Genomic DNA, 24391 nt, shown 5'->3' on the forward strand with positions numbered 1-24391 from the left:
CTGCCGCCGCACGGCAAAGCTTGCCGGTGAATAGCGGTTGCCTGCCGGCAGTCGACGTGCTGCAATCCGGTTCATGAAGATGCCAGTCCCTTTGCGCCACAACTTTGTTCTCCCCCTGCTCGCAGGCGGACTACTGCTGACGGCATTGCCGTCCCTGGCCCAACAGCCGCCACAACCGGTGGAAGCTGCGGCCCGCCAATTGCTCGAAACTGAGACGCAAGGGCTCCCCGGCCGCGTGGAGATCCACATCAGCCCGATGGACCCACGCAACCAGCTACCGCCCTGCGCGGCATTCAAGGCATTTCTGCCCGGTGGAACGCGAGCATGGGGTCAGATCAGCGTTGGCGTGCAGTGCGAGTCCCCGGTGACCTGGCAGGTATATCTGCAGGCGCGCATCGCCGTACAAGCCAGCTATCTCGTCACGGCGCGTCCATTGCGTGCCGGGCAGATCGTTGGCCCGGCCGACCTGTCCACTCGCAGCGGCGACCTCGCTGCCCTGCAGGACAACACATTGACCGACGCCACGCAGGCAATCGGTCATCGCACGCGTTACGCGCTCGCCCAAGGCCAGCCTGTGCGCGGCGACATGTTGCGCATTCCGGCAGCGGTGCAGCAGGGGCAGAATGTCAAGGTTGTCAGCCGCGGCGAGGGTTTCCAGGTGTCCAGCGAGGGACGCGCCATGAACACCGCCGCGCCCGGCGAAAAGGTGCGGGTCCGCATGCCCAACAACCAGGTGGTCACCGGTACCGCCAGCGTGGACGGCTCGGTCGAGATCAGCTATTGAGTCGCCACTACGACGCCGGCAAGATTGATTGCTGCCTCCATTGAATAATTACCTAAAGTTTTCTGCTTCGCTGCCGATTCATCAATCAGACACGGAACCATCTGGAGCTTCATCATGAAGATCGAAGGCACGGGCAAGCCGCTCGGCACGGTGCAAAGCACCGACACCCGAGCAAAACCGGCTGCCGACTCACCGAAAACAGAGAGTGGCGACAAGGTCGAACTTTCATCGCTGTCCTCGAGCCTGCAGAAGGCCGAGGTGGCGATCAGCGAGGCGCCGGATATCGATTCCGGCCGCGTGGCCGAGATCAAGCTCGCCATCAGCGAGGGGCGGTTCAAGATCGATACCAATCGGATCGCCGATGGCCTGATCAATAGCGTCCGTAATCTGCTCGACGCACAGACGTCACGCAGCTGAAGGGTTTCGCGCTAGACTGCGGCCATGCAGAAACCCGGACCTGCCGACATTCAGCGCCTGGCGCTCCTGATCGAAGCTGAAGCGATTCAGCTCAGGGAATTCATCGACCATCTCGGCCGTGAAGAAGCCTTGCTGGTCAGCGGCGACACCGACGGGCTGCTCGCCCTGACCACCGCAAAGACCGAACGCTACCGGCAGCTGCAGCGGCTCCACGACGACCGCGCCCTGCTCCTCGGCCGCCTCTGCCTGGCGAACAAGGACGCCTCCATCCGCCAATTGTGCACCCACCTCCCGCGTGTGCTTGCCCGCTGGGACGAAGTGATCGAACTCGCCGGCAAGGCCCGCGACCGCAACGCGCTCAACGGCAAACTCATCAACGAGCGCATGCAGCATAACCAGGCCGCACTGTCCGTGCTGCTGGCTGCCGCCAATCACCCCCAGCTGTACGATGCCGACGGCCAGTCGCGCCCCACCGGGGGTGGCCGCATTCTCGGCAGCGCCTGAACGGCCCCTCAACAGCCTTCCCGATCCGCCTTTCGTCTCTGCTATCCTTGCGCCCTTCCGGAAACTTCAGGGCCCGTCATGGCTGGCACGCAATACGACGAATCCTCCTTTCGCGTACTCAAGGGACTCGAGCCGGTACGCGAACGCCCGGGCATGTATACCCGGACCGACAGTCCTACCCACATCATTCAGGAAGTCATCGACAACGCGGCCGATGAAGCGCTAGCCGGTTTTTCAAAGAAGATCCACGTCACGCTGTTCCTCGACGGCTCGGTGATGGTGGCCGATGACGGGCGCGGCATTCCCGTCGGCCTGCACCCGGCCGAAGGCGTACCCGTTGTGGTTCTCGCCTACACCCGGCTGCACGCCGGCGGCAAGTTCGACAAGCGCGAGGGCAACTCGGCCTATGCATTTTCCGGCGGCCTGCACGGCGTCGGTGTATCGGTCACCAACGCGCTGTCGTCCCGTATCGAGGTCGAGGTCAGACGCGACGGCAAGATCCACCGCATCGACTTTTCAGACGGCGGCGAGACCGTCAGCCCGGTACGCATCGAAGGTGATTGCGGACGCCAGACCGGTACCCGGGTGCGGGTGTGGCCCGACCCCAAGTATTTTGAATCGCCCCGCGTTCCCATCAATGAACTGGAGCGCCTGCTGCGCTCCAAGGCCGTGCTGCTGTCGGGGGTGTCGGTCAGACTCGACATCGAGCAGGCCAGCGGCCCGCTGCTGACCAAGACGTGGTCCTACCCGGAAGGTCTGGCCGGATACCTGAAGGAACTGTCGGGTGACGTCGAGCCCGTCGCGCCGATCTTCACCGCAGAAAAATATGCGGGCAAGGATGACAGCACCTTCGCCCCCGGCGAGGGTGCGAGCTGGGCGCTGGCGTGGTTCGAATCAGCGGTGCCGAGCGAGTCTTACGTCAACCTGATCCCGACGGTAAACGGCGGCACCCACGAATCCGGGCTGCGCGCCGGTGTGTTCGATGCGATGAAGTCCTTCATCGACCATCACACCCTGTTGCCGCGGGGGGTGAAGCTGCAGCAGGAGGACGTCTGCGGGCGCATGAGCTTCGTGCTCTCGGCACGCCTGCTCGACCCTCAATTCCAGGGTCAGGTGAAGGAAAAGCTCAACTCGCGCGAAGCGGTGAAGCTCGTCTCCAGCCAGGTGCGCGACCCCTTCGAGATCTGGCTCAACAATCACGTCGATGCCGGCAAGGCGATTGCCGAACTGTCGATCAAGCAGGCACTGTCGCGGCAGAAGAGCGCGCAGAAGGTGGAGAAGAAGAAAACTTCGGGCGTAGCCGTGCTGCCGGGAAAACTCTCGGACTGCGAGTCCGAGGACATCACCCGGAACGAGCTCTTCCTGGTCGAGGGCGACTCCGCCGGCGGTTCGGCCAAGATGGCACGCAACAAGGAAACCCAGGCCATCCTGCCGCTGCGCGGCAAGGTGCAGAACGCCTGGGAGATCGACCCCGACCGCATCCTGGCCAACGCCGAAATCCACGACATCGCCGTCGCGCTGGGCGTGGATGCCCACCGTCCCGACAGCACACCTGACCTCAGCGGTCTGCGATACGGCAAGATCGTCATCATGTCCGACGCGGACGTCGACGGCGCGCACATTCAGACCCTGCTGCTGACCCTGTTCTTCCGCCACTTCCCTAAGCTCATCGAGCATGGTCACGTCTATGTCGCGCAACCACCGCTGTACCGGGTGGACGTACCTGCGCAGGGCAAGAAGCGACCACCCCGCCGCCTGTATGCGCTGGACGAAGGCGAACTCACCGCGATGCGCGACCGCCTTGCCGCGGAAGGTTTCAAGCCGGACGCCATCGAGATCGGCCGCTTCAAGGGCCTGGGTGAAATGAACCCCGATCAGTTGCGCGAAACGACCATGGACCCAGCGACTCGCCGCGTACTGCCGGTACACGTGCGTCCGGGGGCATTCGACGACACACTGAAGATGTTTACCTTGCTGATGGGCAAGGGAGAAGCGTCCGGTCGCCGCGCATGGATGGAGGAAAAAGGCGACACGGTCGACGCAGATATTTGATTTTCCTTACACTCACTGCCGAGCAGTTGTGGAAAAATTCAAGCCACGACGAAAGCTATAGTGTATCGGGACTGCTGCATTACGGTCGGCATCCAGGCGTTGCCATGATCGCCGGAAGGTCTTCGTCAGATTGCGAATGGACGGCATCCCGAACGAGGACATCAAACGCATGCACGAACAATCGGCACCGACCTCTGGTGCCGCCAGTCTCAGAAGCCGACTCACCTTGTGGTTTGGCAGTCTTGCCCTGTTCACGCTGCTGAGCGCCGGGTTCTATGTGGGCCATATCGCGATCGAGAAGATGACGGCAGCCGAGGGGGCTGCAATGCATGCATCGGCCGCAACGGTGGCCAACGCCCTGGCCACCGGCTTACGCGAACGCGAAGATGAAATTTACCTCCTCAGCAGATCTTCCCGTCTTGCCAGTGGAAATCTGGACGCGGTCGAGGTATTGCAGTCGCTGGAGCGTCGCAAGGAGGTTCACCAGGAGTACGCGTGGATCGGTGTCGCCGACACCGACGGCACCATCGTCCAGGCAACAGGCGGAATGCTGGTTGCTCAATCGGTTCGCGAACGTCCCTGGTTCAAGTCGGCACTGAAGGAACGCTATGCAGGCGATGTCCATGAGGCCGTCCTGCTCGCCAAGCTGCTGCCGGGACATCCCTCCGGAGAACCCTTGCGATTCGTGGACTTCGCTGCCCCCATCGTCGGCGCCAACGGACAGACAGTCGGCGTGCTGGGTGCTCACCTCCACTGGAGCTGGGTGACGGGTCTGGTCGAAGACGCCGTCTCCGGCAGAAGAGGCCTGCAGCAGACAGACATTCTGATCGTGGATCGGACGAACCACATCCTCTACCCGGAAAGGCTCACCGGCGAGTCGGTCCCGGATACGTCCCCTGCGCAACACCTGGATTACGAGGTGATCCATTGGCCGGACGGCAGGGACTACCTGAGCAGCGAAGTCAAGATCAATGCGAAGACGCACGCGGATCTGGGTTGGCGACTCGTTGCGCGCAAACCCCTCGACATCGCAACGCGCCCGATCCGTGACCTGAGTGGCCAGCTCTTGCTTCTCGGCGTGCTCGCAGCATTGCTGTTCGCACTGCTGGCCTATCACCTTGCGAGAAGATTGAGCCGGCCCATCGAACAACTTGCACAGGCTGCTCGCCAGGTGGAGTCACGCCAGGCAATGCCGCAGTTTCCAACGGGTCGCCAAGTGCGGGAGATCGCCCAGCTGAGCCAGTCCATGCAGTCCATGACCCGTTCGCTGCTGGCAAAGGAGCAGGAACTCGCAGCCATCAACAGTACGCTGGAGGCAACCGTCATCGAGCGCACGCAGGCGCTGACCGAAGCCAACGCCGAACTCGCGCGCCTCGCCGCGCAGGATGGCCTGACCGGCCTCGCCAACCGGCGCCGTTTCGATGAGAGGCTGACTGACGCTTTCCTCGCCTGCAAGCGCTACGGACGCGACTTCTCGCTGCTCCTGCTCGATGTCGATCATTTCAAGCAGGTCAACGACACGCACGGCCACCCCGTCGGCGACAGGGTACTCAAACAGGTGGCGAAACTGATTGGTGAGAGCCTTCGGGCAACCGACTTCGTCGCCCGCTATGGTGGCGAGGAGTTCGTCGTTCTCCTGCCCGACACGTCCGACCGTACGACCAGCCTGGGCGTGGCCGAGAAGCTCCGCGCGGCCATTGCCGCAGCGCCGGTTGCCGAGGTCGGTCACATCACCGCGAGCATCGGGCTATCCATCACCAGGGCTGCGGATCAAGACCCCTGGCAAATCGTCGGACGGGCGGATGCCGCGCTGTATCAGGCCAAGGCGGCCGGACGCAACCGGGTGTCGATGGCGCCGGACTGACACCAGTCAGCGGCCGGGCACCTCGGCGGGTGCCCGGCCGGCTCCGGCCATTTGGCCTATGGTCAATTCAGCGCCGCGGCCCGGACCTCACTTTGCGCGAAGCGCCGCAAGTTCCGCCTGGGTTTCGTCCCACAGCGCCTGACCGACGTTGGCGGAAATACTCTTGTTGATGCCATCCAGCTTGTGGCGCATCCGCTCGGCCTCCGCCGCCGGCAAATCATTTACCTGCATTCCCTTGGCCTTGAGATCCGCGAGCGCCTTGGCCGCTTCGTCGCGCGTATCCTTGCGTTCGAAATCGCGCGCCACCTTCGCCGCATCGAGCAGCACCTTCTGCTCATCGTTCGACAGACCGTCCCACCACTTCTTGCTCACGAGCACGATCCACGGGCTATAGACATGGTTCGTCACGCTCAGGTACTTCTGCACTTCGTAGAACTTGCTCGACAGGATCGTGTTGAACGGGTTCTCCTGGCCATCGACGGTCCTGGTCTCCAGCGCACTGAAGAGCTCGGAGAATGGCAAGGGAATCGCGTTGGCGCCCAGGGTACGGAAGCTGTCGAGAAAGACCTCGTTTTGCATCACGCGCAGCTTCATCCCTTCCATGTCTTCGAGCTTGGTCACCGCGCGGGCGTTGTTGGTCACGTTGCGAAAGCCGTTCTCCCAGTACACCAGGCCGACCAGCCCCTTTTCTTCGAGCTTGTCCATCACTTTCCGGCCAATCGGGCCGTCCAGCACCGCATCGGCCTCACGCGCGTTGTTGAACAGGAAAGGGGTATCCCACAGCGCCATTTCCTTGGTGATCCCGACCAGGGTCGCGGTGGAGCCGACCATCATCTCCTGCGCGCCGCCGATCAGGGCCTGCTGCATCTGCGTGTCCGGCCCGAGTGCCGCTGCACCGATGGCGCGCAGTTTCATTTTGCCACCCGACGCCTTTGCCACCTCGTCGGCGAAGACCTTGGCCGCGCGGCCCTGATTGCTCTGTTCGTTAAGGCCGTAGCCAAAGCGGATCAGGCGCGGCTTGATGTCGAGTGCGAAGGCGGAACCTGCCGCACCGAGCGAGAGCGCCACCATGGTGGCAACGAGCGTGCTGCGAATGAGTGTCTTCATTGTCTGTCTCCTGATAGTTACCGACTGGGATGAATCTCAGCGCATCCACGCGACAGGCGCGGTGACGATCTGAGGGAAAAGCACGAAAAGAACGAGGATCAGGACATAGGTCAGCAGAAAGGGATTCACGCCCCTGATCACGGAGTGCATCGACATTCGCCCGACGCTTGCGACCACGTTGAGCACCGTGCCGACCGGCGGCGTAATGAGACCGATGGCGCCGTTCAGCACGAACATCAGGCCGAAATAGACCGGATCGATGCCCGCCTTTACCGCGATCGGCAGCATCACCGGCGAAAAGATGAGGATGGTCGGGGTGAGATCCAGCGAAGTGCCGATCATCACCAGCAGCACCATCATCACGGCCATCAACAGGCGCGGATGCTCGATCAGGGGGCCCAGCCAGCCGGCCAGCACACCGGGCAGATCGGCCAGCGTGATCATGTAGCTGGCCACCTGCGCACCGGCACACAGGAACATCACCACGGCAGTGGTCTTGGCTGCGCGCACGAGCACCCCGCGGATATCGGAAAACCTCATTTCGCGATGCACGACCATGGCGACGAACAGTGCGTAGAACGCGGCGACCACCGCGGCCTCGGTCGGCGTGAAGATGCCGGTTTTCATGCCGCCGATGATGATCACCGGCATCAGCAGGGCCCAGAAGGCCTTCGCCGTGATCTGCATGCGTGTGACCAGCGGAAGGGCCTCGCCTGCAGGCAGCTCGATGCGACGCAATACCCACTTCCAGGCCAGGATCAGGCCGGCACCCATGATCAGTCCCGGCACGACACCGGACAGGAAGAGCGCCGAAATCGAGGTATTCGTGGTGACGCCGTAGATGATGAAAGGCATCGAGGGCGGAATGATCGGCGCGATGATGCCCCCGGATGCAATCAGGCCGGCCGAGGTATTCATCGGATAACCGTGCTGGCGCATCATCGGCAGCAGGATCGTGGCCAGCGCGGCGGTATCGGCAAGCGCCGAACCACTCATGCTGGCCATCATCACCGCCGCGCCGATGGCGACGAAGCCCAGGCCACCGCGAATATGACCGCACCACGCCTGCGCCATGGTAATGATGCGCTGGCTGATGCCGCCCGAGTTCATCAGTTCGCCCGCAAGGATGAAAAACGGTACGGCGAGCAAGGGAAAACTGTCGACGCCGGCAACGAGGTTCTGCGCCAGCAGCTGGGTATCCCAGAAGTCGAGCACCCATGCCATACCGGCGCCGGTCAGTACGAGCGCGAGCGCCATGTTCATGCCCACGCCCATCAGCACGACCATGCCCGACAGGAACGCCAGGAAAGCGAGACCTTCCACACTCATGGCGCTTACTCCAGTTCCGCGCCGTGAGGCAGCTTGAGGGGCTTGTTGCACACGAGCTCCCACAGCGCCATGAGGCCGATCGCAGTGGTGCACAAGAATGCGGGCAGCGGCAGCAGCGCGGTCGGGTAATGCATGACCACCGAATGGCTACCCATGCCGACGACGACCTGTTGCCAGGCGCCCCATGCCACGAAGGAACAGGCGACAATCACCAACACCCGAATGACGACGATCATCGCCGTTCGCACCACACGCGTGTTGCGCAAGGCCGAGAGCAGAATGGTGAAGGCCATGTGCTCTCCGCGCGGATAGGCCACGGTCGCACCGATGAACACCATCCAGACGAAGAGCAGCCGCGATAGCTCTTCGCTCGCGGCAATACCGGTGCCGAAACCGTAGCGCAGCACCACGTTAACGAAAACTGCCAGCGCCATCACGGCGAGGCAGGCTGCCATCAGAGAGTCGACATGGTGCCCGAGACGGGCCCCTTTGACGGATTCAGACTGCTTCATGCTCTGCCCTCCTCGTACCATTCGATGATTTTTCGGGTCAGGGCCTCGAGCGGCTGCGTTGCATCGACGCCAAGTACGCCTGGCTCGCCCGCCGTGCTCTCCAGGGTGTCGAACTGACTGTCGATCAGACTGACGTTGAAATAGTGGCCGCCACCACGCTGCTCGACACGGCGCTGAGCCTCCTCACGCGTGAGTTGAAGATGAACGAAGCGCAACTCCGGTACGGCCGATCGCAGCCGTTCGCGATAGGCCTTTTTCAATGCCGAACAGGTCAGCACCACACCGCCCTCGTACTTGCGCAACTCGCCGCAAAGGGCGTCGAGCCAGCCGGCCCGGTCGCCGTCATCCAGCGGCTTGCCAAGACGCATCTTGGTTACGTTTTCGACCGGATGAAAATCATCCCCTTCGATCAGAGGCCATCCGGCGGCACTGGCCAGCGCCTTTCCAAGACTGGACTTTCCACACCCCGCCACGCCCATCACCACGACTTTCAGTACCATGGATAGCGCTATCCCAAATTCGCCGAAAAAAAGCAGGCGATCCGCCTGCAGCCATTTCCTTGTTGGCGTTAATATAGCACCTGAAATTTGGTTAGCGCTATCCCTGATGTCTAAATTAAGTTTTTTAATAGGCAACCCCGGATGACAAATCCACCCCTATCCCGCAAGCGCGCCACCGGTCGCTGCACTCTCAGTGATGTCGCACGTCTGGCCGGTGTCAGCGCAATCACCGCATCGCGCGCCCTGCGGGGCATCCGCGGTGTCGACGCCGAACTTGCCGACCGCGTACGCGCGGCGGCAAAGCAGCTGAACTATGTTCCCGATCCAGCCGCGCAAGCGCTGGCATCCGCACGCAGCAATAACGTCGCGGTCCTGATTCCCCTGCTGACGAACGCGCTTTTCGTCGAACTGCTTGAAGCCGTGCAGCGCAAACTCATGCCTGCCGGCTTTCAGACCCTGATCGGCGTGACGCACTATCATCCCGACGAGGAAGAGGCCTTGCTGCAGAGCTACCTTGCCCATCGCCCGGCAGGACTGCTGGTGACCGGCCTCGACCGCAATGAATCCGCGCGCAACATGATCGCCGAAAGTGGCGTGCCCTGCGTACACCTGATGGAAACCACCGTCGCCGCCGGCATGTACAGCGTTGGCCTGTCGCAGCACGACGCTGCGCGAACACTGACCGAGCATCTGCTGGCTCAGGGGCGCCGGCGTATCGCCTATGTCGCCGGTCAACTCGATCCCAGGGTCCTGCAACGCAGAAGCGGGTATGAAGCGGCACTTCGCCAGGCCGGATGCTACGATGCCAGCCTGGAGATTCTCGACCCCACACCCACCTCGATGGCCCTTGGCGGGCGCCTGTTCGAGCGCGTGTTGAAGGCGCATCCCGACGTCGACGCCATCTTCTTCTGCAACGACGACCTCGCGCAGGGCGGGCTGCTCGCGGCCTTGCGCATGAAGGTGGCCGTTCCCGGGCAGGTGGCGATCGTGGGATTCAACGACCTCGCCGGCAGTGACCAGATGCTGCCCCCGCTCACCACCATTCGCACGCCGCGGGCCGAGATCGGCACCCAGGCGGCATCGATGCTGCTGGCCCTGATACGCGGTGAAACCGTGGCGACGCCGACGGTCGACGTCGGCTTCGAGCTCGTCGTCCGCCAGAGCGCATAGCCCCGGTGCGGTGCATCCGGGTACATCAGATCAGTGACCGCCGCCGGCACGCACGGTGAAAGGAGGCCGGGCGAGCCAGATGGGTATGATCAGGCACAGCAGCACCACACCGCTGACGAACAGCACGTCGTCGGTCGCCATCAGGAATGCCTGCCCCCTGATCGTATTGTCCAGCGCAGCAAGCGCCTGTTCGGCACTGAGACCCGCCGCGCGCAGGGAGGCGAGATAGTCGATTGCCGCCGGATCGAAGTCGGTCACGTGAGCCACCATGTCGGCGTGATGAACGGTGGCTTCGTGATCCCACAGCGACACCATGATGGCGGTGCCAAAGCTGGAACCCAGATTGCGCATGAAGCTCGACAACCCGGATGCGCTGGCAATCTGCGACGGATGCAGCCCCGACAGGTTGATCGTGATGATCGGCAGGAAGAAGCAGCTGATGCCAATGCCCATCATCAATCTCGACAGCGCCACCGTCCAGTAGTCGACATCGGGCGTGAATCCGCTGCTCCAGAACGCGACCAGCGCAAACACGATGAAACCGAACGTTGCGACCGCACGCGCATCCACCCGATGGATATTGGCGCCGACCACCGGCCCCAGCATGAGTGCGAATACGCCGCCAAAAGACACCACTTTGGCTGCCCACAACGACGTATAGCCCTGAAAGGTCTGCAGCCACAGCGGAATGAGCACCACGGTACCGAAGAAAGCCATCGAACCGAGCAACATGCAGATCGACCCCACCAGGAAATTGCGTCGTCCGAACAATCTCAATTCGACCACCGGATGCGCGTCGGTCAGTTCCCATGCAATGAAGAATGCGATGGCGACAAACGACACGCAGCCCAGCGCAATGACCTCGCCGGAATTGAACCAGTCCAGCTCGTTACCCTTGTCGAGCACGATCTGCAGCGCACCGACGCCCACGGCAAGCAGCGCAAGGCCGACGTAATCGACGGGCGTCTTGCGCCGCGGGGTTTCGCGATGCCTGAGCAGATTCCATGACGCCAGCGCGACACACAGACCGAAAGGCAGATTGATCAGAAACACCCAGTGCCAGGAAAGCGCCTCGGTCAACCAGCCACCCGTCAGGGGGCCGACGATCGGCGCCAGCACCGTGGTCATGGACCACAAACCCAATGCCACTCCCCGGCGATGTGGCGGATACAGCGAAGTCAGCAGCGACTGCGACAATGGCACCATCGATGCGCCGAAGACGCCCTGCAGGACGCGCGCCGCGATCAGCACCGGAAAATTCGGTGCGATGCCGCACAACACCGACGCCAAGGTAAATAGCAAGGTGGCCATCACGAACAGGCGCACCTGGCCGAAGCGCTGTGCGAGCCAGCCGGTCAGCGGCATCATGATCGCCTCCGACACCGCATACGAGGTGATGACCCAGGTTCCCTGCGTGTAACTCACACCAAGATCGCCGGCGATGGTCGGGATGGACACATTCGCGATCGACATGTCGAGAATGTTGACAAAGGAGCCCAGGCCGAGCACGACCGTGGCGAGCACGAGCGGCAAGCCGCTCAGATACGCTTGCCCGGCTGGGGCCGCGGCGCCCCCGCCTCCGGGCGCCGCCAGCGTCGCCGCACTCATTTCTGCGCCGGCGACCGATTCTGCGCAATGACGCGGGCAATGACGACGTCCGCCGCATGCGCCTGCTCGGCGAACACCGTCGTCGTCACCCCGCCGTCCCGATGCGCATCGCGGTCGAGGATGGGGCCGCCACGGTCATGGGTATCGATACGCGCGCGCATCGACAGGCCGATGCGCAACGGATGTTCGGCCAATTCCGCCGGCTCCAGCGTTACCCGCACCGGCAAGCGCTGCACGATCTTGATCCAGTTGCCCGAAGCGTTCTGCGCCGGCAACACGGCAAAGGCACCGCCGGTACCGGCCGCGAAACCGGCCACCCGCCCGTGATATTCGACCGTATCGCCCCAGAAATCGGACGTCAGTCGAACAGGCTGGCCAATCCGCACGTTGGCGAGATCGGTTTCCTTGAAGTTGGCATCGACCCACATCTGCTCGGCCGGAATCACCGCCATCAATGCGCCCCCGGGCGCCACACGCTCACCCAGCTGAACCTTGCGCCGCGCGACATGACCGCCCGCCGGCGCCAGAATGCGCGTGCGGCGCAAGGACAGGTAGGCATCCTTCACCCTCGCCGCTGCCGCCGCGACCCGTGGATGACTCTCCAGCGACGTGTTGTCCACCAGCACATCGGCGCCGTCCTTCTGCTTGCGCGCGCCGGCCAGTGCCGACACCGCCTCGCGCACGCTGGCACTGGCCGCAGCCCGAACCGCTTCCGCAGCCTGCAACGAGGTGCGCGCCACCTGCAGCGCATCGTCGGAGATGAACTTCTGTCGGTACAGGGTCTCCTTGCGCGCAAGATCGTCGCGCGCGCGCTGCCACTCGGCCTCGGTGCGCGCCAGCTCCTGGCGCAGACGTTCGATTTCTGCCGTCCGTTGCGCTACCAACTCGCCGGACTGACCCGCACCGGCGTAGAGCCCGCGCACTTCCCGCACCGCATCGGCGAGGTCTGCCTCGGCGGCCTGCAGCGCAATCCGCGCATCGGCATCGTCGAGTTCCACCAACAGTTGGCCTTCTTCGACGAAATCCGTATCGTCGCCATGCACGGCCACCACGGTTCCCGCAATCTGGGCTGCGATCTGGATCACGTTGCCGGCCACGTAGGCGTTATCCGTCTCCGCCCGGTAGCGCGCGACCCCCAGCCACCAGGCCGAAACAGCAACAGCGACCAGCAAGAACACCATGCTCATGATCGACAATACGCGGCGCCGATTGCGTCCCGGGTTCGCCGCTTGTTCAACACTCACGGAATCAGCCACGTCCAGGATCCTCCCCGATCAAATCCGCCGTACCGTCCGGGCGTTCAAGGTCAGCCAGCCAGTCGCGCAACAGACCGCACAGATGTTGAGCATCCTCGTCCGGAAATCCCGAGACCAGTGATTCGTACTCGGCCCACATGATCGGCAACATGTCCTTCAAAGCCGCACTGCCAGCGGCCGTCAGGCGCAGGACGACGGCACGACGGTCGATCGGGTCCTGCACGCGTTCGATCCAGCCGCGCGCCACCAGATCGTCGGCAATCCGGGTCATGTGCGGTCTCGACTGGCGTAGCGCATCGCTCGCGGCCGACGGACTGATCGATTGTGCTGGATCGCTGTGGATCATGATCATCAGGGACCACGCCGAATGGCTCAGGCCGCGCGCCTCGAGCACACTGGCCAGGCGCTCTTCGAGACGGCGCTGCAGGAAGAACACGAACCGCACCATGGTCACGGCCCGCGCCGGCATTTCCGGGTAGCGCCCCTGCATCCCCGCCATACGCGATTCGAAACATTGAAGATCGATCAATTTAATTACCAACGTAATAGTTACGTAGGTAACTTTAACGACAAACAGCCTTTCGAGGCAAGGTGTTTGCCGCCCGACGGCAGGCAAGACCAGCAGCGGCCTGAACACCCCGAACCCGACCCGGTCGCACGGTGTCTAGTAGCGTGAAAACAGATCCTTGAGCTTGCACAGCGCGGTGGTGACGTCGAAACGCGTATCGGGCAGTGCCTCGCCCGCCAGGACATGCGTCAGCGCAGCGTGCGGTGCCTCCTCGCCAGTCAACAAGACCTCGGCTCCGCGTGCCTGCATGTGACGCAGAAACCCGTCACCCGCACTCCCGGCAATGACCACGTCCACCCCATCGAGTGGATGCGGACCGTCGTCTTTCCAGTAGTGCATCAGTTGCGCCTTCTCCAGCGTGATGCGCTGCGGTTCCGGCAGCGCGGCGCCCGGTATGCACTCATACAGCAGCCAGTGTTGTGACTTTCCCGCATGGCCGGCCACGGTGGCGAAGTCCCGGGTCGCGATGGCAATTTTCATGATGGTCACGGCGTTCAGATCAAATACACGATTGCAAGCAGGTTCGGTGCCATCGACCACGATTGCGCTACGCAGCGGAATGCAACTTGCTAGAGATCGTCGTTCCGATTCCCGCCAGCCCCACCATGACCCGTCAGAAACCTCAGGAAAACCTCATCGCCTTCGGCCCCCTGCCGGCCCACGTCAATGCACTCCTGCAGGAAGGCGTGGCCTGCCATCGCAGCGATCCGGCCCGCGCCCGCGCCTTGTTCCGCCATGCCATCGAAATCTCGCCCTCATCCCTGCCGGCCTATCGCTGCCTGTTCAAGCTGCAGAACCAGCAGCGCGAGTTCGACGACGCGCTCGCCGTTGCACTCGACGGCCTTGCCGAAGCGGCCCACCAGGCGCGGGTCAGCCAGGACTGGCGTCACTGGACGCCAGAGGACATCGGCGAGGACACCTTGCGTACGGTGCCGCAGCGCTTTCTGCTGTCCTTCCTGAAGGCGCTGTCCTTCATCGAACTGCGCCGTGGCAACCCCGAAGCCAGCCGCCACATCGTCGCGCGCCTGCAGGTGCTGGATCCGGACGACGGCGTCGGCCATTCGGTGATCTCGGCACTGCTCGACGACGACGAGCGCGCCGCGGATTGAGTCGGAAATCCGACAACGCGCGCGCCTTCGTCGTGTCCCGTCCCTGATTGCGGGCACTTCGACTCGCGCCGCAGGGCCCACACGGGTTAAGATCGCCCCCTTTCCGGCCTGTCGCCGGGATATCCGCCTGTATCCGGCCCACTCCCGATGAGCAACGACACCTCCAATCCGTTCGACGAACCCGCCGCCGCGATGCCGCCAGAGCCGCCACCGGCTGACGACGGCACCCTCGCCCTCGACCACTATGCCGAGCGCGCCTATCTCGCCTATGCGATGAGCGTGGTCAAGTCGCGCGCCCTGCCGCAGGTCGAGGACGGCATGAAGCCGGTGCAGCGCCGCATTCTCTATGCCATGAACGAGATGCGGCTGTCGTCCACGTCGAAGCACGTGAAATCGGCACGCGTGGTCGGCGACGTCATCGGCAAGTACCACCCCCACGGCGACACCTCGGTATATGACGCCATGGTGCGGGTGGCGCAGGATTTTTCGCTGCGCTACCCGCTGGTCGACGGCCAGGGCAACTTCGGCTCGCGCGACGGCGACTCGGCCGCGGCGATGCGCTACACCGAATGCCGCCTGACCCCGATCGCCGAGCTGCTGCTGTCCGAGATCGATCGTGGCACGGTGGACTTCATCCCCAACTACGACGGCGCCTTCGAAGAACCGCAACTGTTGCCGGCACGCCTGCCCTTCGTGCTGCTCAACGGTGCGTCGGGCATTGCCGTCGGCATGGCGACCGAGATTCCGCCGCACAATCTGCGTGAAGTGGCCGAGGCCACCTGCCTTCTGATCCGCCACCCGGACGCCGGACTGGCGGAAGTCATGGCGTGCCTGCCAGGGCCGGACTTCCCCGGCGGCGGACAGCTGATCTCCTCCCCCGAAGCCATCCGCGACGCCTATGCCGGTGGCCGCGGCAGCCTGCGCATGCGTGCGCGCTGGCGCATCGAAGAACTGGCCCGTGGCCAGTGGCGGGTGATCGTCGAGGAACTGCCGCACGGCGTGTCCGCCTCCCAGGTGCTGGCCGAAATCGAAACCCTGACCAATCCGCAGCCGCGCGCGGGCAAGAAGGAAGTCAGCCAGGAGCAGAAGAATCTCAAGCAACTGGTGCTCGGCGCAGTGGAAACCGTGCGCGACGAATCGAGTGACAAATCGCCGATCCGCATCGTGCTCGAACCCCGCTCCAGCCGCCAGGGCCGCGACGAATTCATGGCGGTGCTGCTCGCGCATACCAGCCTGGAAACCTCGGTTTCGGTCAACATGACCATGATCGGCCGCGACGGCCGGCCGCAGCAGAAGAACCTGGTGCAGATCCTGCGCGAATGGATCGACTTCCGCTATGTCACCGTCGAGCGCCGCACCCGGCACCGGCTCGACGAGGTCGACCGTCGCATTCACATCCTCGAAGGCCGCATGATCGCCTTCATCCACATCGAGGAAGTGATCCGCGTCATCCGCGAATCGGACGAACCCAAGCCCGCGCTGATTGCCGCCTTCGGCCTCACCGACATTCAGGCCGAGGACATCCTCGAGATCCGCCTGCGTCAGCTCGCACGCCTGGAAGGCTTCAAGATCGAAAAGGAACTCGGCGAACTGCGCGACGAGCGCGCCGGCCTGCAACACATCCTCGACAACCGCTCGGCGATGACCAAGCTGATCCTGAAGGAAATCCAGGACGACACGAAAAAGTACGGCGACGACCGCCGCACCCTGATCGAAGCTGTCGCCGCGGTTGCACCGACCGAGATCAGCGTGCCGGACGAGCCGGTCACCATCATCCTGTCGCGCAACGGCTGGATCCGCTCGCGCCAGGGGCACGGCATCGACCCTGCGTCGATCAGTTACAAGGCGGGCGACTTTGCCTTTGCGGTGCTGGAAACGCGCACCGTCTGGCCGCTGGTCGTCATCGACACGCGCGGGCGCGCCTACACCGTCAAGACCGCCGAAGTGCCCGGCGGTCGCGGCGACGGCGTGCCGATCGCCACCCTGGTGGAGTTCCAGGACGGCGGCAAGGTCGCGCAGGTCGTGGCCGACGCCCCCGAGGCCACCTATTTCTTCGCCAACAGTGGCAGCTACGGCTTCATCTGCAGCGTAAACGATGCCACCAGCCGTCAGCGCGCAGGCAAGGCCTTCATGGTGCTGGAAAAAGGTGAAACCGTACTGAAGCCGGCCCGGGTCGAAGGCGAGTGGATCGCGGCTGCATCGGCCGGCGGCCGCGTGCTGATCTTCCCGCGCGCCGAAATGAAGCTGCAGTCGGGCGGACGCGGCGTCATCGTGATGGGCATGGACGAAGGCGAAACCCTCGCAGCCGTTGCCGTACCGGCCGATGATGCGGCGCTCACCGTCGAGGGCATCGGGCGCGGCAACAAGCAGACGTCGGTCACGCTCAAACCCGCCCAGCGCGAAACCATGCGCCATCGCCGCGCACGCAAGGGCATGCAACTCGCCATCCGGCTCAAGCCGGAAAGCATGTATTGAACCGGCTCAGCCTCAGCTTGGGGGGGTAGGCTCGAGCGGGGGCAGGATGGAGCGGATCGGGTCGTTGCGGGGAATGGCGCCAGGTGCAGCCGGCGGCGCCTCACCCACGCGCGACTCGATGAGGATCGCCACCCGCCGGTTGCGCGAGCGACCTTCTTCGGTTGCGTTGTCCGCGACCGGACGCTGATCGGCGTATCCTGCCGCGGTCAGGCGCTCGGGCGCGACACCGGACTCCACGAAAAGGCGCACGACGGACGACGCCCGAACGGCCGACAGCTCCCAGTTCGACGGAAAGCGGTAGGTGCTGATCGGCACATTGTCGGTGTGTCCTTCGACGGTCACCGGGAAGGACGCGGTGGCAATCACGCCGGCCACGGCACGCAGCGCCGCCACCGCCTCCGCGCCCAGCACCGCCTCGCCCGGCGCAAACAGCAGACTGGCATTGATTTCCACGGTGATGCCGAAGGCACCTTCCGACACGCTGACCTGCCCATCACGTGTCATCGGTCCCAGCACGCTGCGAATCTCGTCCGCCATGCTGCGCATCTTGCGCGCATTCTGCTGCCGTTGCTCTTCGGCCTTTGCTTCATCTGGCGACGGCGTCTGCGTCTGTTGGGGGCGCGGTGCGGGCGGGACGACCGGCGAACTCACCACCGCCACCGGCGGCATGATGATCTGCTTGCCGCTTTCGTTGATGCTGATGCTGCGAAAGGCCTGCACCAGCGAATCCGACAACACCCGGTAATTGCCTTCGTTGATCGAACTCAGTGAGTACATCACGACGAAAAAGGCAAACAGCAGGGTGATGAAGTCGGCGTAGGACACCAGCCAGCGCTCGTGATTTTCGTGCTCTTCGGAATCCCTGCGTCTGCGCCCCATCGCGTGCCGTACGCCGTCAGACGACGTATCCCTCCATTCGGCTTTCCACGATACGCGGATTGTCGCCGCTGGCAATCCCCACCAGTCCATCGACGAACATCTCGCGCTGCGCCACGAGGGTGGCGATATGCGCCTGGAGCTTTTTCGCGATCGGCAGGAATACCAGGTTCGCCAGCCCGACGCCATAGATGGTTGCAACGAAAGCCACGGCAATCCCCGCACCGAGCTTGGACGGATCGGAGAGATTCTCCATGACGTGGATGAGCCCCATCACTGCGCCGATGATGCCGATCGTCGGCGCATAGCCACCCGCCCCCTCCCAGATCTTCGCATGCTGCCTGAGCTGCCCTTCCCAGGTATCGATCTCGACTTCCAGCACCTCGCGCAGCCGTCCCGGTTCGACGCCGTCCACAAGCATCTGCAGGCCTCGCCGCATGAAGGGATCGCTCAATCCGGCGATCTGCCCTTCCAGTACGAGCAGACCTTCCTTGCGGGCGACGGTGCTCCACGCCGACACCTGGTCGATAATCGTCCGGTGACTGACCATCGGCGGCACGAACACCCATTTCGCCATCTTCAGACCCGCGACGAAAATGCTCAAGGGGCTTTGCAGCATGACCGCCCCTGCGGTTCCGCCGACCACGATCAGAAATGCAGTGGGCTGCAGCAGGGACGACAGATGGCCGCCTTCGAGCACCTGCCCGACAAGGATGGCGGCCAGTCCGAGTGCAATGCCGGCAAGACTGATGCTATCCATGGGGACGCTTTCCTATGGTCGCTTACGCACCCGCGGGCGGGTTCTTCGGGGGCCGGCCACGCCGCGCGCCGCCTGCCGAGCCGGGCGTGCGTGTGCCGAACACCTGGACACGCAGGCGGGCGATGGCCTGGCTGTGAAGCTGGCACACACGCGATTCGGTCACGCCCAGCACCTCACCGATTTCACGCAGGTTGAGCTCCTCGTCATAATAGAGCGCCATGATCATCTTCTCGCGCTCCGGCAGGGCATCGATGGCCCGCACCAGCCCGGCACGGGTATCGGCTTTTTCGAGCAGAGTCAGCGGATTGGTTTCATGATCGCCAAAATGGCGTTCGAGAAAATCCTCGCCCTCGTCGCGGGCAAAGTCGTCGAAATACACCAGCTGGTGACCGCGCGCCTCCTGCAGCATGTGCTGGTATTCCGCCAGCGACACGCCGAGCGATTCAGCAAGCTCGGTCTCCGTCGGCGTCCGCCCATTGAGCTGCTCGAGCTCATTGATCGCCGACTCGATACGCCGCATGTCCCTGCGCAGGCTGCGCGGCACCCAGTCGTTTTCGCGGAGACCGTCGAGCATCGCGCCGCGAATCCGCTGCACCGCATAGGTTTCGAACTGCGCGCCCATGCCTTCCTCGAAGCGGCCGATCGCGTCAAGCAAGCCCATCATGCCATTCTGGACAAGATCCTCGACTTCCACGCTGGCCGGCAACTTGGCCATCAGTTGATAGGCGATGCGCTTGACCAGCGGGGCATAGGACACCACCAGGTGATCGGTATCGAGTTGGCCGTCAGCGTCGTACATCCATTGGACCTGTATCTTTTTCCGCCGTGTCCGCTCGGGTGCGGGCACAGGCGCGTCGGAGGTCCATTTTCCCGCAGTGGCGGGCTTATTGCCAGCGGGATAGGTCAGAGACATCATGCTCGTCACTCCCTGCGCACTTGCGCGACGGGCCGGCTGCGCGAAACAACGGCAAGACGCCGCAGGAATGCGGCTTCGGGCTCATGCGGCGACGCCATCGACTGCGGCTGCGAGAGCCCTTCGGCGAGGTCGTCGCGCTCGACTTCGCCCAGCCAGGCCAGCGGTACGCCCACATGCCGGCGCACCAGCGCCTGCAGGCTGGCAAAGAAGCGTTCGGCATCGGCGCGGCTACGGGCGCGGCACACCGCGACATGCAGCGAACCGGCACCTGCCGCGGCGAGATGCTTGATGATCTGGTAGGCCTCGGTCGCGCCGGTCGCGCTGGCCTCGGCCACCAGCAGGCGCCGCGGCGCCGCGTGCACGAAGGGCGACGGATCGCTTGCCGAGCTTGGTCCGGCGTGAATCAGCACGAATCCGGCATGACGGTATAGCACCCGCAACGCCTCCACCAGGCAGGCGCGACGGGCATCGTCGAGCAGCGGCAAGGCCAGCGCTGCGGCGGCGGCGGGCACTCGACCGAGCAGACCGGGCACCGGTTGCAACAGCCCGGCCAGGGTCAGGCGGCCGTCGAGCATCTGCAGCAGGTCGGGGCCGGACGGCAGCGCGAGCGCGGCCCCCAGCGACTCGTCGCCGGTGGCCTCGTCGAGCACCAGCACACGATGGGCCTGACCGGCAATTCGGTGGGCCGCCAGTATGGCGTTCTGGCAGCGGTTGCGTCCGCTCGCATACAGCGCCACGACACCTGGAGGGGCGTGGCGGAACAAGCGGCGCAGTCCGGCGGCCTGGTCTTCGCGTCCGTCGATCATGTCAGGCCCCCCGTCCCGCCGCAGCGAGCAACATACCGGCTTCGTCGCCGTTCAGATGCCATGGCGACTCGTCGCCCTGCTCGCGCAATGCACGATGCAACAGGTAGGCACGGTTCGGCAGGTGCAGATCCTCCGGCACGCGCTGGCCGTTGGTCACGTAGAACACGTTCAGGGCGCGGCGGACGGCAACATCGATTGGCGGCGCCAGCGATGCTGCCTCGTCGACCTTGGTGAAGATGCAGCCTTCGAGATCCGGGCCCGCATACGCGCGCACCACATCATCGAGCGTATCGCCGCGGCAGGTGGCGTTGAGCAGCAGCAGACGCCGCACGTCGCCCGCACCATTGAGCATCGCAGCCTGCTGCGCCACCAGGCGGTCGCGCTGACTCATCCCCATCGTGTCGATCAGCACCATATGCTTGTTGCGCAGCTCGCCCAGGGTCTGACGCAGGTCGGCGGCATCACGCACCGAGAACACCGGCACCCCGAGAATGCGCCCGTAGATGCGCAATTGCTCCTGCGCGCCGATACGGTAACCGTCGGTAGTGATCAACGCGATGCGCGACGCGCCGTGACGCATCACACAACGCGCGGCAAGCTTGGCGGTGGTCGTGGTCTTGCCGACGCCGGTGGGGCCGACAAGTGCGAATACGCCGCCGCGATCGATGATGTCGTCGTCGGTTGAGCGTGCGTTGAGCTTGCGGTCCAGCATGGCACGTACGCTGGCATGAGCCAGCTCAGGCGTCGCGTCCTCGGGCACCGCCTCGACCAGCTGACGCGCGGTGGTGGTGGAAAAACCGGCTTCGAGCAGTTCCCCCAGCATCGCCGCGCGCGCTGGCGCGTGGCGGCGGGTCTCACCCCAGGCAAAGCCGGCGAGCTGACGCTCGATCATGCCGCGGATACCGGTCAGTTCTTCCATCAGTTTGGCGTTGGCGTCCTGCAGCGCGCGCACGCGGGCATCTTCGGTCTCGCGCCGTGGCTCGGTCTCGCGCCGTGGTGCCACATCGGCCGCCGTCGCACGCTGCAGACCTTCCTCCACGGTGACCCGCGGCCTGGCTGCGGCCTGCACTGTGGCCTGCGTGGGCATGCCGCGCGGACCGTACTCGGTGGCATCGATGCGCGGCGGATTGAACGGGCGCACGGCCGGCGCCTGGTTGCGCCGCTGCTGCGGAACGGCACTGCGCGGGACCACGCCAGCCGCCAGACCGGACAGGCTGAGATGAAAGTCTTCATCGTCGATCGGCAGCACCGGCGGGCGCGCAGCCGGCGCGGGCTGCGGGCGGGGAGCGGCCGGTGCCGGTCGCGCGCTCTGCAACGCACCGACGGCATCCGCGGGCAGCGCCAGAATCTCGACACCGCCCTCGACCGCCCGATTGGACAGCACGATTGCGTCAGCTCCGAGCTCTTCCTTCAAGGCCCTCAGCGCCTCGCGGGCAGAAGGGGCAAAGTAGCGCTTGACGTTCATGATCAATCTCCCGACTCCAACAGCGCTTTACGCGCATCCTGGAACCGATTATGCGTCGGCGACCGGAATCGGCATGGCGCGAATAAACCGGTTTTCCCCCGCCTATTCCCTTCGTCGAATGCAGTGAATTGCGGTCGATTGCGGCGACAGACGGGCACGACGCAATGCGCCTCGAGGCTTGGATACTCAGGTGCAAGCGGGGATTCAGGTCGGTGTGCCGACCATGCCGGTGATGCGGATGGTGCGCGATTCCGGCACCTCGCCATTGGAAATGACCTTGAGCGATGGCACCGCCCGACGCAGGAAGCGCGACAGCAGCATGCGCAGTTGCGCAGGCACCAGCAGCACCGGCGGCAGACCGATATCCTCCTGGCGCTGTGCCAGCTGCGCGGTCTGACGCAACAGCGTGTCGGCCAGCCCGGGTTCGATCGCGCCCCCCTCGCCACCGGCGCTCATCGCCTGCAGCAGAATGCGTTCGAGTCCAGGCTCGAGCGACATCACCTGCACCTCGGCATTGCCCGGGAACAGGCTCTGCACGATCGCGCGCCCCAGCGCCTCGCGGACCTTGGCGGTGAGTTCGACCGGATCCTGGTTGCGCGGCGCATGCTCGGCCAGCACCTCGATGATGCTGCGCATGTCGCGGATATTGACGCCTTCGTCGAGCAGGTTCTGCAGCACACGCTGCACGGTGGACACCGACAGCAGCTTGGGCACCAGCTCGTCGATGAGCTTGGGCGAATCCTTGCCGATGTGGTCGAGCAGCGACTGGGTCTCCTGGCGCCCAAGCAGTTCGGCCGCATGATTGAGGATAACGTGGTTGAGATGGGTCGCCACCACCGTGCTTGCGTCGACCACCGTGTAGCCAAGCGCGTGGGCCTGCTCGCGCGTACCGGCATCGATCCAGAATGCCGGCAGACCGAAGGCGGGATCCTTGGTCTCGCGTCCGGTCAGCGGGCCGGACACGCGCCCCGGATTGATGGCGAGGAATTGCCCCGGGTAGGCCTCGCCGTTGCCCACCTCGACGCCCTTGAGCGCAATGCGGTAGGCATTGGGCTTGAGTTCCAGGTTGTCGCGGATATGCACCGGCGACGACAGGAAGCCGACCTCCTGTGCAAACTTGCGGCGCAGCCCACGAATGCGCTTGAGCAGTTCGCCGTCCTGCCCCTTGTCGACCATCGGAATCAGCCGGTAGCCGACTTCCAGTCCAAGCACATCGACCGGCGCCACGTCGTTCCAGCTCGCCTCCTGCGACTCGGCCGGCTGCTGGGCAGCCGCCGCCTGCGCAGTGGCGGCCGGCGCCGCCGCCTGAGCCACCTCGCCCATGCGCTTGTGCTTCATCCACGCCAGCGCCCCAAGCGTTGACGCAAGCAGGATGAACACCACGTTAGGCATCCCCGGGATCAGGCCGAGAACGCCGATGATCATCGCCGTGAGCGCCAGCACCTGCGGGTTGGAGAACACCTGATTGATGACCTGGCCGCCGATATCGCCCTCGTCGCCCACGCGCGACACCACCAGGCCGGCCGCCACCGAGATGATCAGCGCCGGAATCTGTGCCACCAGACCGTCGCCGATGGTAAGCAGGGTATACGTATGACCGGCCTCGCCGAAGGCCATGTCGTGCTGCATCACGCCAACGAACAGACCGCCGATGATGTTGATGACCAGGATCAGGATGCCTGCCACCGCATCGCCGCGCACGAACTTCGAGGCACCGTCCATCGCGCCGTAGAAGTCGGCTTCCTGCCCGATCTCCTTGCGCCGGGCCTTGGCCGTCTTCTCGTCGATGAGGCCGGCATTGAGATCGGCATCGATCGCCATCTGCTTGCCCGGCATCGCATCGAGGGTAAAGCGCGCGCTCACCTCGGCAATGCGGCCCGCGCCCTTGGTGATGACGACGAAGTTGATCAGGGTGAGGATGACGAACACCACCATCCCCACCGCCGTATTACCGCCGACGAGAAAACTGCCGAAAGCCTCGATCACCTTGCCCGCCGCATCGGCCCCGCTATGCCCCTCGAGCAGCACGATCCGGGTCGACGCAACGTTGAGCGACAGGCGCAACAGGGTGGTGACCAGCAGCACAGTCGGGAACACGGAGAAATCGAGCGGCTTCTTCGAGTACATCGCCACCAGCATCACCATCACCGAGATGGCGATGTTGAAGGTGAAGAAGACATCGAGCAGGAACACCGGCAACGGCAGCACCATCATCGACAGGATCATGATGATGAGGATCGGCGCGGCCAGCGTGCGCAGGTTCTCGGGCGTCAGCAGTGCGCGCAGGTTCAGGGTGTCGTTGGTCGCCATCGT

General features: G+C 64.2%; 22 protein-coding genes. 8 read left to right on the forward strand and 14 right to left on the reverse strand.

Features of this window, described 5'->3' with window-relative positions; translation table 11 throughout:
* Nucleotides 1-73: 73 nt before the first annotated feature.
* The 5 genes from flgA (at nt 74) to J5J83_RS07480 (ending at nt 5621) form a co-directional block, all read left to right on the forward strand.
* A complete protein-coding gene (gene flgA / locus J5J83_RS07460) occupies nt 74-784 on the forward strand; it encodes a flagellar basal body P-ring formation chaperone FlgA (protein WP_212347287.1) in 711 nt (236 codons plus the stop codon).
* Nucleotides 785-898: 114 nt separating this feature from the next.
* The gene (gene flgM, locus J5J83_RS07465; protein ID WP_212347290.1) at nt 899-1201 is read left to right on the forward strand and encodes a flagellar biosynthesis anti-sigma factor FlgM; all 303 of its coding nucleotides are present in this window, start codon (nt 899-901) and stop codon (nt 1199-1201) included.
* Between the two features lie 24 nt (nt 1202-1225).
* Nucleotides 1226-1705, forward strand: coding sequence for a flagellar protein FlgN (locus J5J83_RS07470; protein WP_212347293.1), 480 nt, complete (start codon nt 1226-1228; stop codon nt 1703-1705).
* 78 nt (nt 1706-1783) lie between these two features.
* Nucleotides 1784-3757, forward strand: coding sequence for a DNA topoisomerase IV subunit B (locus J5J83_RS07475; protein WP_212347296.1), 1974 nt, complete (start codon nt 1784-1786; stop codon nt 3755-3757).
* A 169-nt stretch (nt 3758-3926) separates the two neighbouring features.
* On the forward strand, nt 3927-5621 hold the full coding sequence (locus J5J83_RS07480) for a sensor domain-containing diguanylate cyclase (RefSeq protein ID WP_212347299.1): 1695 nt from the start codon (nt 3927-3929) through the stop codon (nt 5619-5621).
* A gap of 87 nt (nt 5622-5708) precedes the next feature.
* On the opposite strand, the gene J5J83_RS07485 is transcribed toward J5J83_RS07480, so the two are convergent.
* The 4 genes from J5J83_RS07485 to J5J83_RS07500 are packed head-to-tail and all read right to left on the reverse strand — an operon-like array spanning nt 5709 to nt 9069.
* Complete coding sequence (locus tag J5J83_RS07485) at nt 5709-6728, reverse strand: TRAP transporter substrate-binding protein (protein WP_212347302.1); 1020 nt, start codon at nt 6726-6728, stop codon at nt 5709-5711.
* A 36-nt stretch (nt 6729-6764) separates the two neighbouring features.
* The gene (locus J5J83_RS07490) at nt 6765-8057 is read right to left on the reverse strand and encodes a TRAP transporter large permease subunit (RefSeq protein ID WP_212347305.1); all 1293 of its coding nucleotides are present in this window, start codon (nt 8055-8057) and stop codon (nt 6765-6767) included.
* A gap of 5 nt (nt 8058-8062) precedes the next feature.
* Nucleotides 8063-8569 (reverse strand): TRAP transporter small permease subunit, encoded by a 507-nt coding sequence (locus J5J83_RS07495; protein WP_212347308.1) that lies wholly within the window; start codon nt 8567-8569, stop codon nt 8063-8065.
* Nucleotides 8566-9069, reverse strand: coding sequence for a gluconokinase (locus J5J83_RS07500; protein WP_212347310.1), 504 nt, complete (start codon nt 9067-9069; stop codon nt 8566-8568). Before J5J83_RS07500 ends, J5J83_RS07495 begins: the two co-directional genes overlap by 4 nt.
* Before the next feature lie 141 nt (nt 9070-9210).
* On the opposite strand from J5J83_RS07500, the gene J5J83_RS07505 reads away from it, so the two are divergent.
* On the forward strand, nt 9211-10239 hold the full coding sequence (locus tag J5J83_RS07505; RefSeq protein WP_212347312.1) for a LacI family DNA-binding transcriptional regulator: 1029 nt from the start codon (nt 9211-9213) through the stop codon (nt 10237-10239).
* A gap of 30 nt (nt 10240-10269) precedes the next feature.
* Here the strand turns inward: J5J83_RS07505 and J5J83_RS07510 are convergent, their stop codons facing one another.
* The 4 genes from J5J83_RS07510 to J5J83_RS07525 all read right to left on the reverse strand — a co-directional run bounded on the left by J5J83_RS07510 (nt 10270) and on the right by J5J83_RS07525 (nt 14151).
* Nucleotides 10270-11847, reverse strand: coding sequence for a DHA2 family efflux MFS transporter permease subunit (locus J5J83_RS07510; RefSeq protein WP_212347314.1), 1578 nt, complete (start codon nt 11845-11847; stop codon nt 10270-10272).
* On the reverse strand, nt 11844-13103 hold the full coding sequence (locus J5J83_RS07515) for an HlyD family efflux transporter periplasmic adaptor subunit (protein ID WP_212347315.1): 1260 nt from the start codon (nt 13101-13103) through the stop codon (nt 11844-11846). Before J5J83_RS07515 ends, J5J83_RS07510 begins: the two co-directional genes overlap by 4 nt.
* Nucleotides 13096-13632 (reverse strand): MarR family transcriptional regulator, encoded by a 537-nt coding sequence (locus J5J83_RS07520; protein WP_212347317.1) that lies wholly within the window; start codon nt 13630-13632, stop codon nt 13096-13098. Before J5J83_RS07520 ends, J5J83_RS07515 begins: the two co-directional genes overlap by 8 nt.
* A gap of 135 nt (nt 13633-13767) precedes the next feature.
* On the reverse strand, nt 13768-14151 hold the full coding sequence (locus tag J5J83_RS07525; RefSeq protein WP_212347319.1) for a hypothetical protein: 384 nt from the start codon (nt 14149-14151) through the stop codon (nt 13768-13770).
* A gap of 86 nt (nt 14152-14237) precedes the next feature.
* Here J5J83_RS07525 and J5J83_RS07530 point away from each other — a divergent pair, with 86 nt between their 5' ends.
* The gene (locus J5J83_RS07530) at nt 14238-14780 is read left to right on the forward strand and encodes a hypothetical protein (protein ID WP_212347321.1); all 543 of its coding nucleotides are present in this window, start codon (nt 14238-14240) and stop codon (nt 14778-14780) included.
* A gap of 147 nt (nt 14781-14927) precedes the next feature.
* Entirely contained in the window at nt 14928-17255 is a 2328-nt protein-coding gene (parC, locus tag J5J83_RS07535) for a DNA topoisomerase IV subunit A (RefSeq protein ID WP_212347323.1), read from the forward strand.
* 12 nt (nt 17256-17267) lie between these two features.
* On the opposite strand, the gene motD is transcribed toward parC, so the two are convergent.
* From motD to flhA, 6 genes are all read right to left on the reverse strand, one after another.
* Nucleotides 17268-18134 (reverse strand): flagellar motor protein MotD, encoded by an 867-nt coding sequence (gene motD / locus J5J83_RS07540; protein WP_212347325.1) that lies wholly within the window; start codon nt 18132-18134, stop codon nt 17268-17270.
* A 16-nt stretch (nt 18135-18150) separates the two neighbouring features.
* The gene (locus tag J5J83_RS07545; protein WP_212347327.1) at nt 18151-18891 is read right to left on the reverse strand and encodes a flagellar motor protein; all 741 of its coding nucleotides are present in this window, start codon (nt 18889-18891) and stop codon (nt 18151-18153) included.
* 22 nt (nt 18892-18913) lie between these two features.
* Nucleotides 18914-19690 carry an RNA polymerase sigma factor FliA gene (locus J5J83_RS07550; protein ID WP_212352882.1) on the reverse strand — a complete coding sequence of 259 codons (777 nt, stop codon included), beginning with the start codon at nt 19688-19690 and terminating at the stop codon, nt 18914-18916.
* Nucleotides 19691-19812: 122 nt separating this feature from the next.
* Complete coding sequence (locus J5J83_RS07555) at nt 19813-20613, reverse strand: flagellar FleN (RefSeq protein ID WP_212347329.1); 801 nt, start codon at nt 20611-20613, stop codon at nt 19813-19815.
* A gap of 1 nt (nt 20614) precedes the next feature.
* Entirely contained in the window at nt 20615-22078 is a 1464-nt protein-coding gene (gene flhF / locus J5J83_RS07560) for a flagellar biosynthesis protein FlhF (RefSeq protein WP_212347331.1), read from the reverse strand.
* 204 nt (nt 22079-22282) lie between these two features.
* Nucleotides 22283-24388 carry a flagellar biosynthesis protein FlhA gene (gene flhA, locus J5J83_RS07565; RefSeq protein ID WP_212347333.1) on the reverse strand — a complete coding sequence of 702 codons (2106 nt, stop codon included), beginning with the start codon at nt 24386-24388 and terminating at the stop codon, nt 22283-22285.
* Nucleotides 24389-24391: the final 3 nt, after the last annotated feature.

The sequence above is a fragment of the Azoarcus sp. L1K30 genome (genome assembly GCF_018122735.1).
Taxonomy (GTDB): domain Bacteria; phylum Pseudomonadota; class Gammaproteobacteria; order Burkholderiales; family Rhodocyclaceae; genus Parazoarcus.

What these genes read in the sequence shown, in the direction of transcription:
- J5J83_RS07480 (WP_212347299.1), top strand. Translation starts at nt 3,927, where the DNA reads ATGCACGAACAATCGGCACCGACCTCTGGTGCCGCCAGTCTCAGAAGC.
- J5J83_RS07485 (WP_212347302.1), bottom strand. Translation starts at nt 6,728, where the DNA reads ATGAAGACACTCATTCGCAGCACGCTCGTTGCCACCATGGTGGCGCTC.
- J5J83_RS07510 (WP_212347314.1), bottom strand. Translation starts at nt 11,847, where the DNA reads ATGAGTGCGGCGACGCTGGCGGCGCCCGGAGGCGGGGGCGCCGCGGCC.
- J5J83_RS07525 (WP_212347319.1), bottom strand. Translation starts at nt 14,151, where the DNA reads ATGAAAATTGCCATCGCGACCCGGGACTTCGCCACCGTGGCCGGCCAT.
- J5J83_RS07490 (WP_212347305.1), bottom strand. Translation starts at nt 8,057, where the DNA reads ATGAGTGTGGAAGGTCTCGCTTTCCTGGCGTTCCTGTCGGGCATGGTC.
- J5J83_RS07475 (WP_212347296.1), top strand. Translation starts at nt 1,784, where the DNA reads ATGGCTGGCACGCAATACGACGAATCCTCCTTTCGCGTACTCAAGGGA.
- J5J83_RS07505 (WP_212347312.1), top strand. Translation starts at nt 9,211, where the DNA reads ATGACAAATCCACCCCTATCCCGCAAGCGCGCCACCGGTCGCTGCACT.
- motD (WP_212347325.1), bottom strand. Translation starts at nt 18,134, where the DNA reads ATGGGGCGCAGACGCAGGGATTCCGAAGAGCACGAAAATCACGAGCGC.
- flhA (WP_212347333.1), bottom strand. Translation starts at nt 24,388, where the DNA reads ATGGCGACCAACGACACCCTGAACCTGCGCGCACTGCTGACGCCCGAG.
- J5J83_RS07500 (WP_212347310.1), bottom strand. Translation starts at nt 9,069, where the DNA reads ATGGTACTGAAAGTCGTGGTGATGGGCGTGGCGGGGTGTGGAAAGTCC.
- J5J83_RS07555 (WP_212347329.1), bottom strand. Translation starts at nt 20,613, where the DNA reads ATGATCGACGGACGCGAAGACCAGGCCGCCGGACTGCGCCGCTTGTTC.
- J5J83_RS07550 (WP_212352882.1), bottom strand. Translation starts at nt 19,690, where the DNA reads ATGTACGACGCTGACGGCCAACTCGATACCGATCACCTGGTGGTGTCC.
- flhF (WP_212347331.1), bottom strand. Translation starts at nt 22,078, where the DNA reads ATGAACGTCAAGCGCTACTTTGCCCCTTCTGCCCGCGAGGCGCTGAGG.
- parC (WP_212347323.1), top strand. Translation starts at nt 14,928, where the DNA reads ATGAGCAACGACACCTCCAATCCGTTCGACGAACCCGCCGCCGCGATG.
- J5J83_RS07470 (WP_212347293.1), top strand. Translation starts at nt 1,226, where the DNA reads ATGCAGAAACCCGGACCTGCCGACATTCAGCGCCTGGCGCTCCTGATC.
- flgA (WP_212347287.1), top strand. Translation starts at nt 74, where the DNA reads ATGAAGATGCCAGTCCCTTTGCGCCACAACTTTGTTCTCCCCCTGCTC.
- flgM (WP_212347290.1), top strand. Translation starts at nt 899, where the DNA reads ATGAAGATCGAAGGCACGGGCAAGCCGCTCGGCACGGTGCAAAGCACC.
- J5J83_RS07545 (WP_212347327.1), bottom strand. Translation starts at nt 18,891, where the DNA reads ATGGATAGCATCAGTCTTGCCGGCATTGCACTCGGACTGGCCGCCATC.
- J5J83_RS07495 (WP_212347308.1), bottom strand. Translation starts at nt 8,569, where the DNA reads ATGAAGCAGTCTGAATCCGTCAAAGGGGCCCGTCTCGGGCACCATGTC.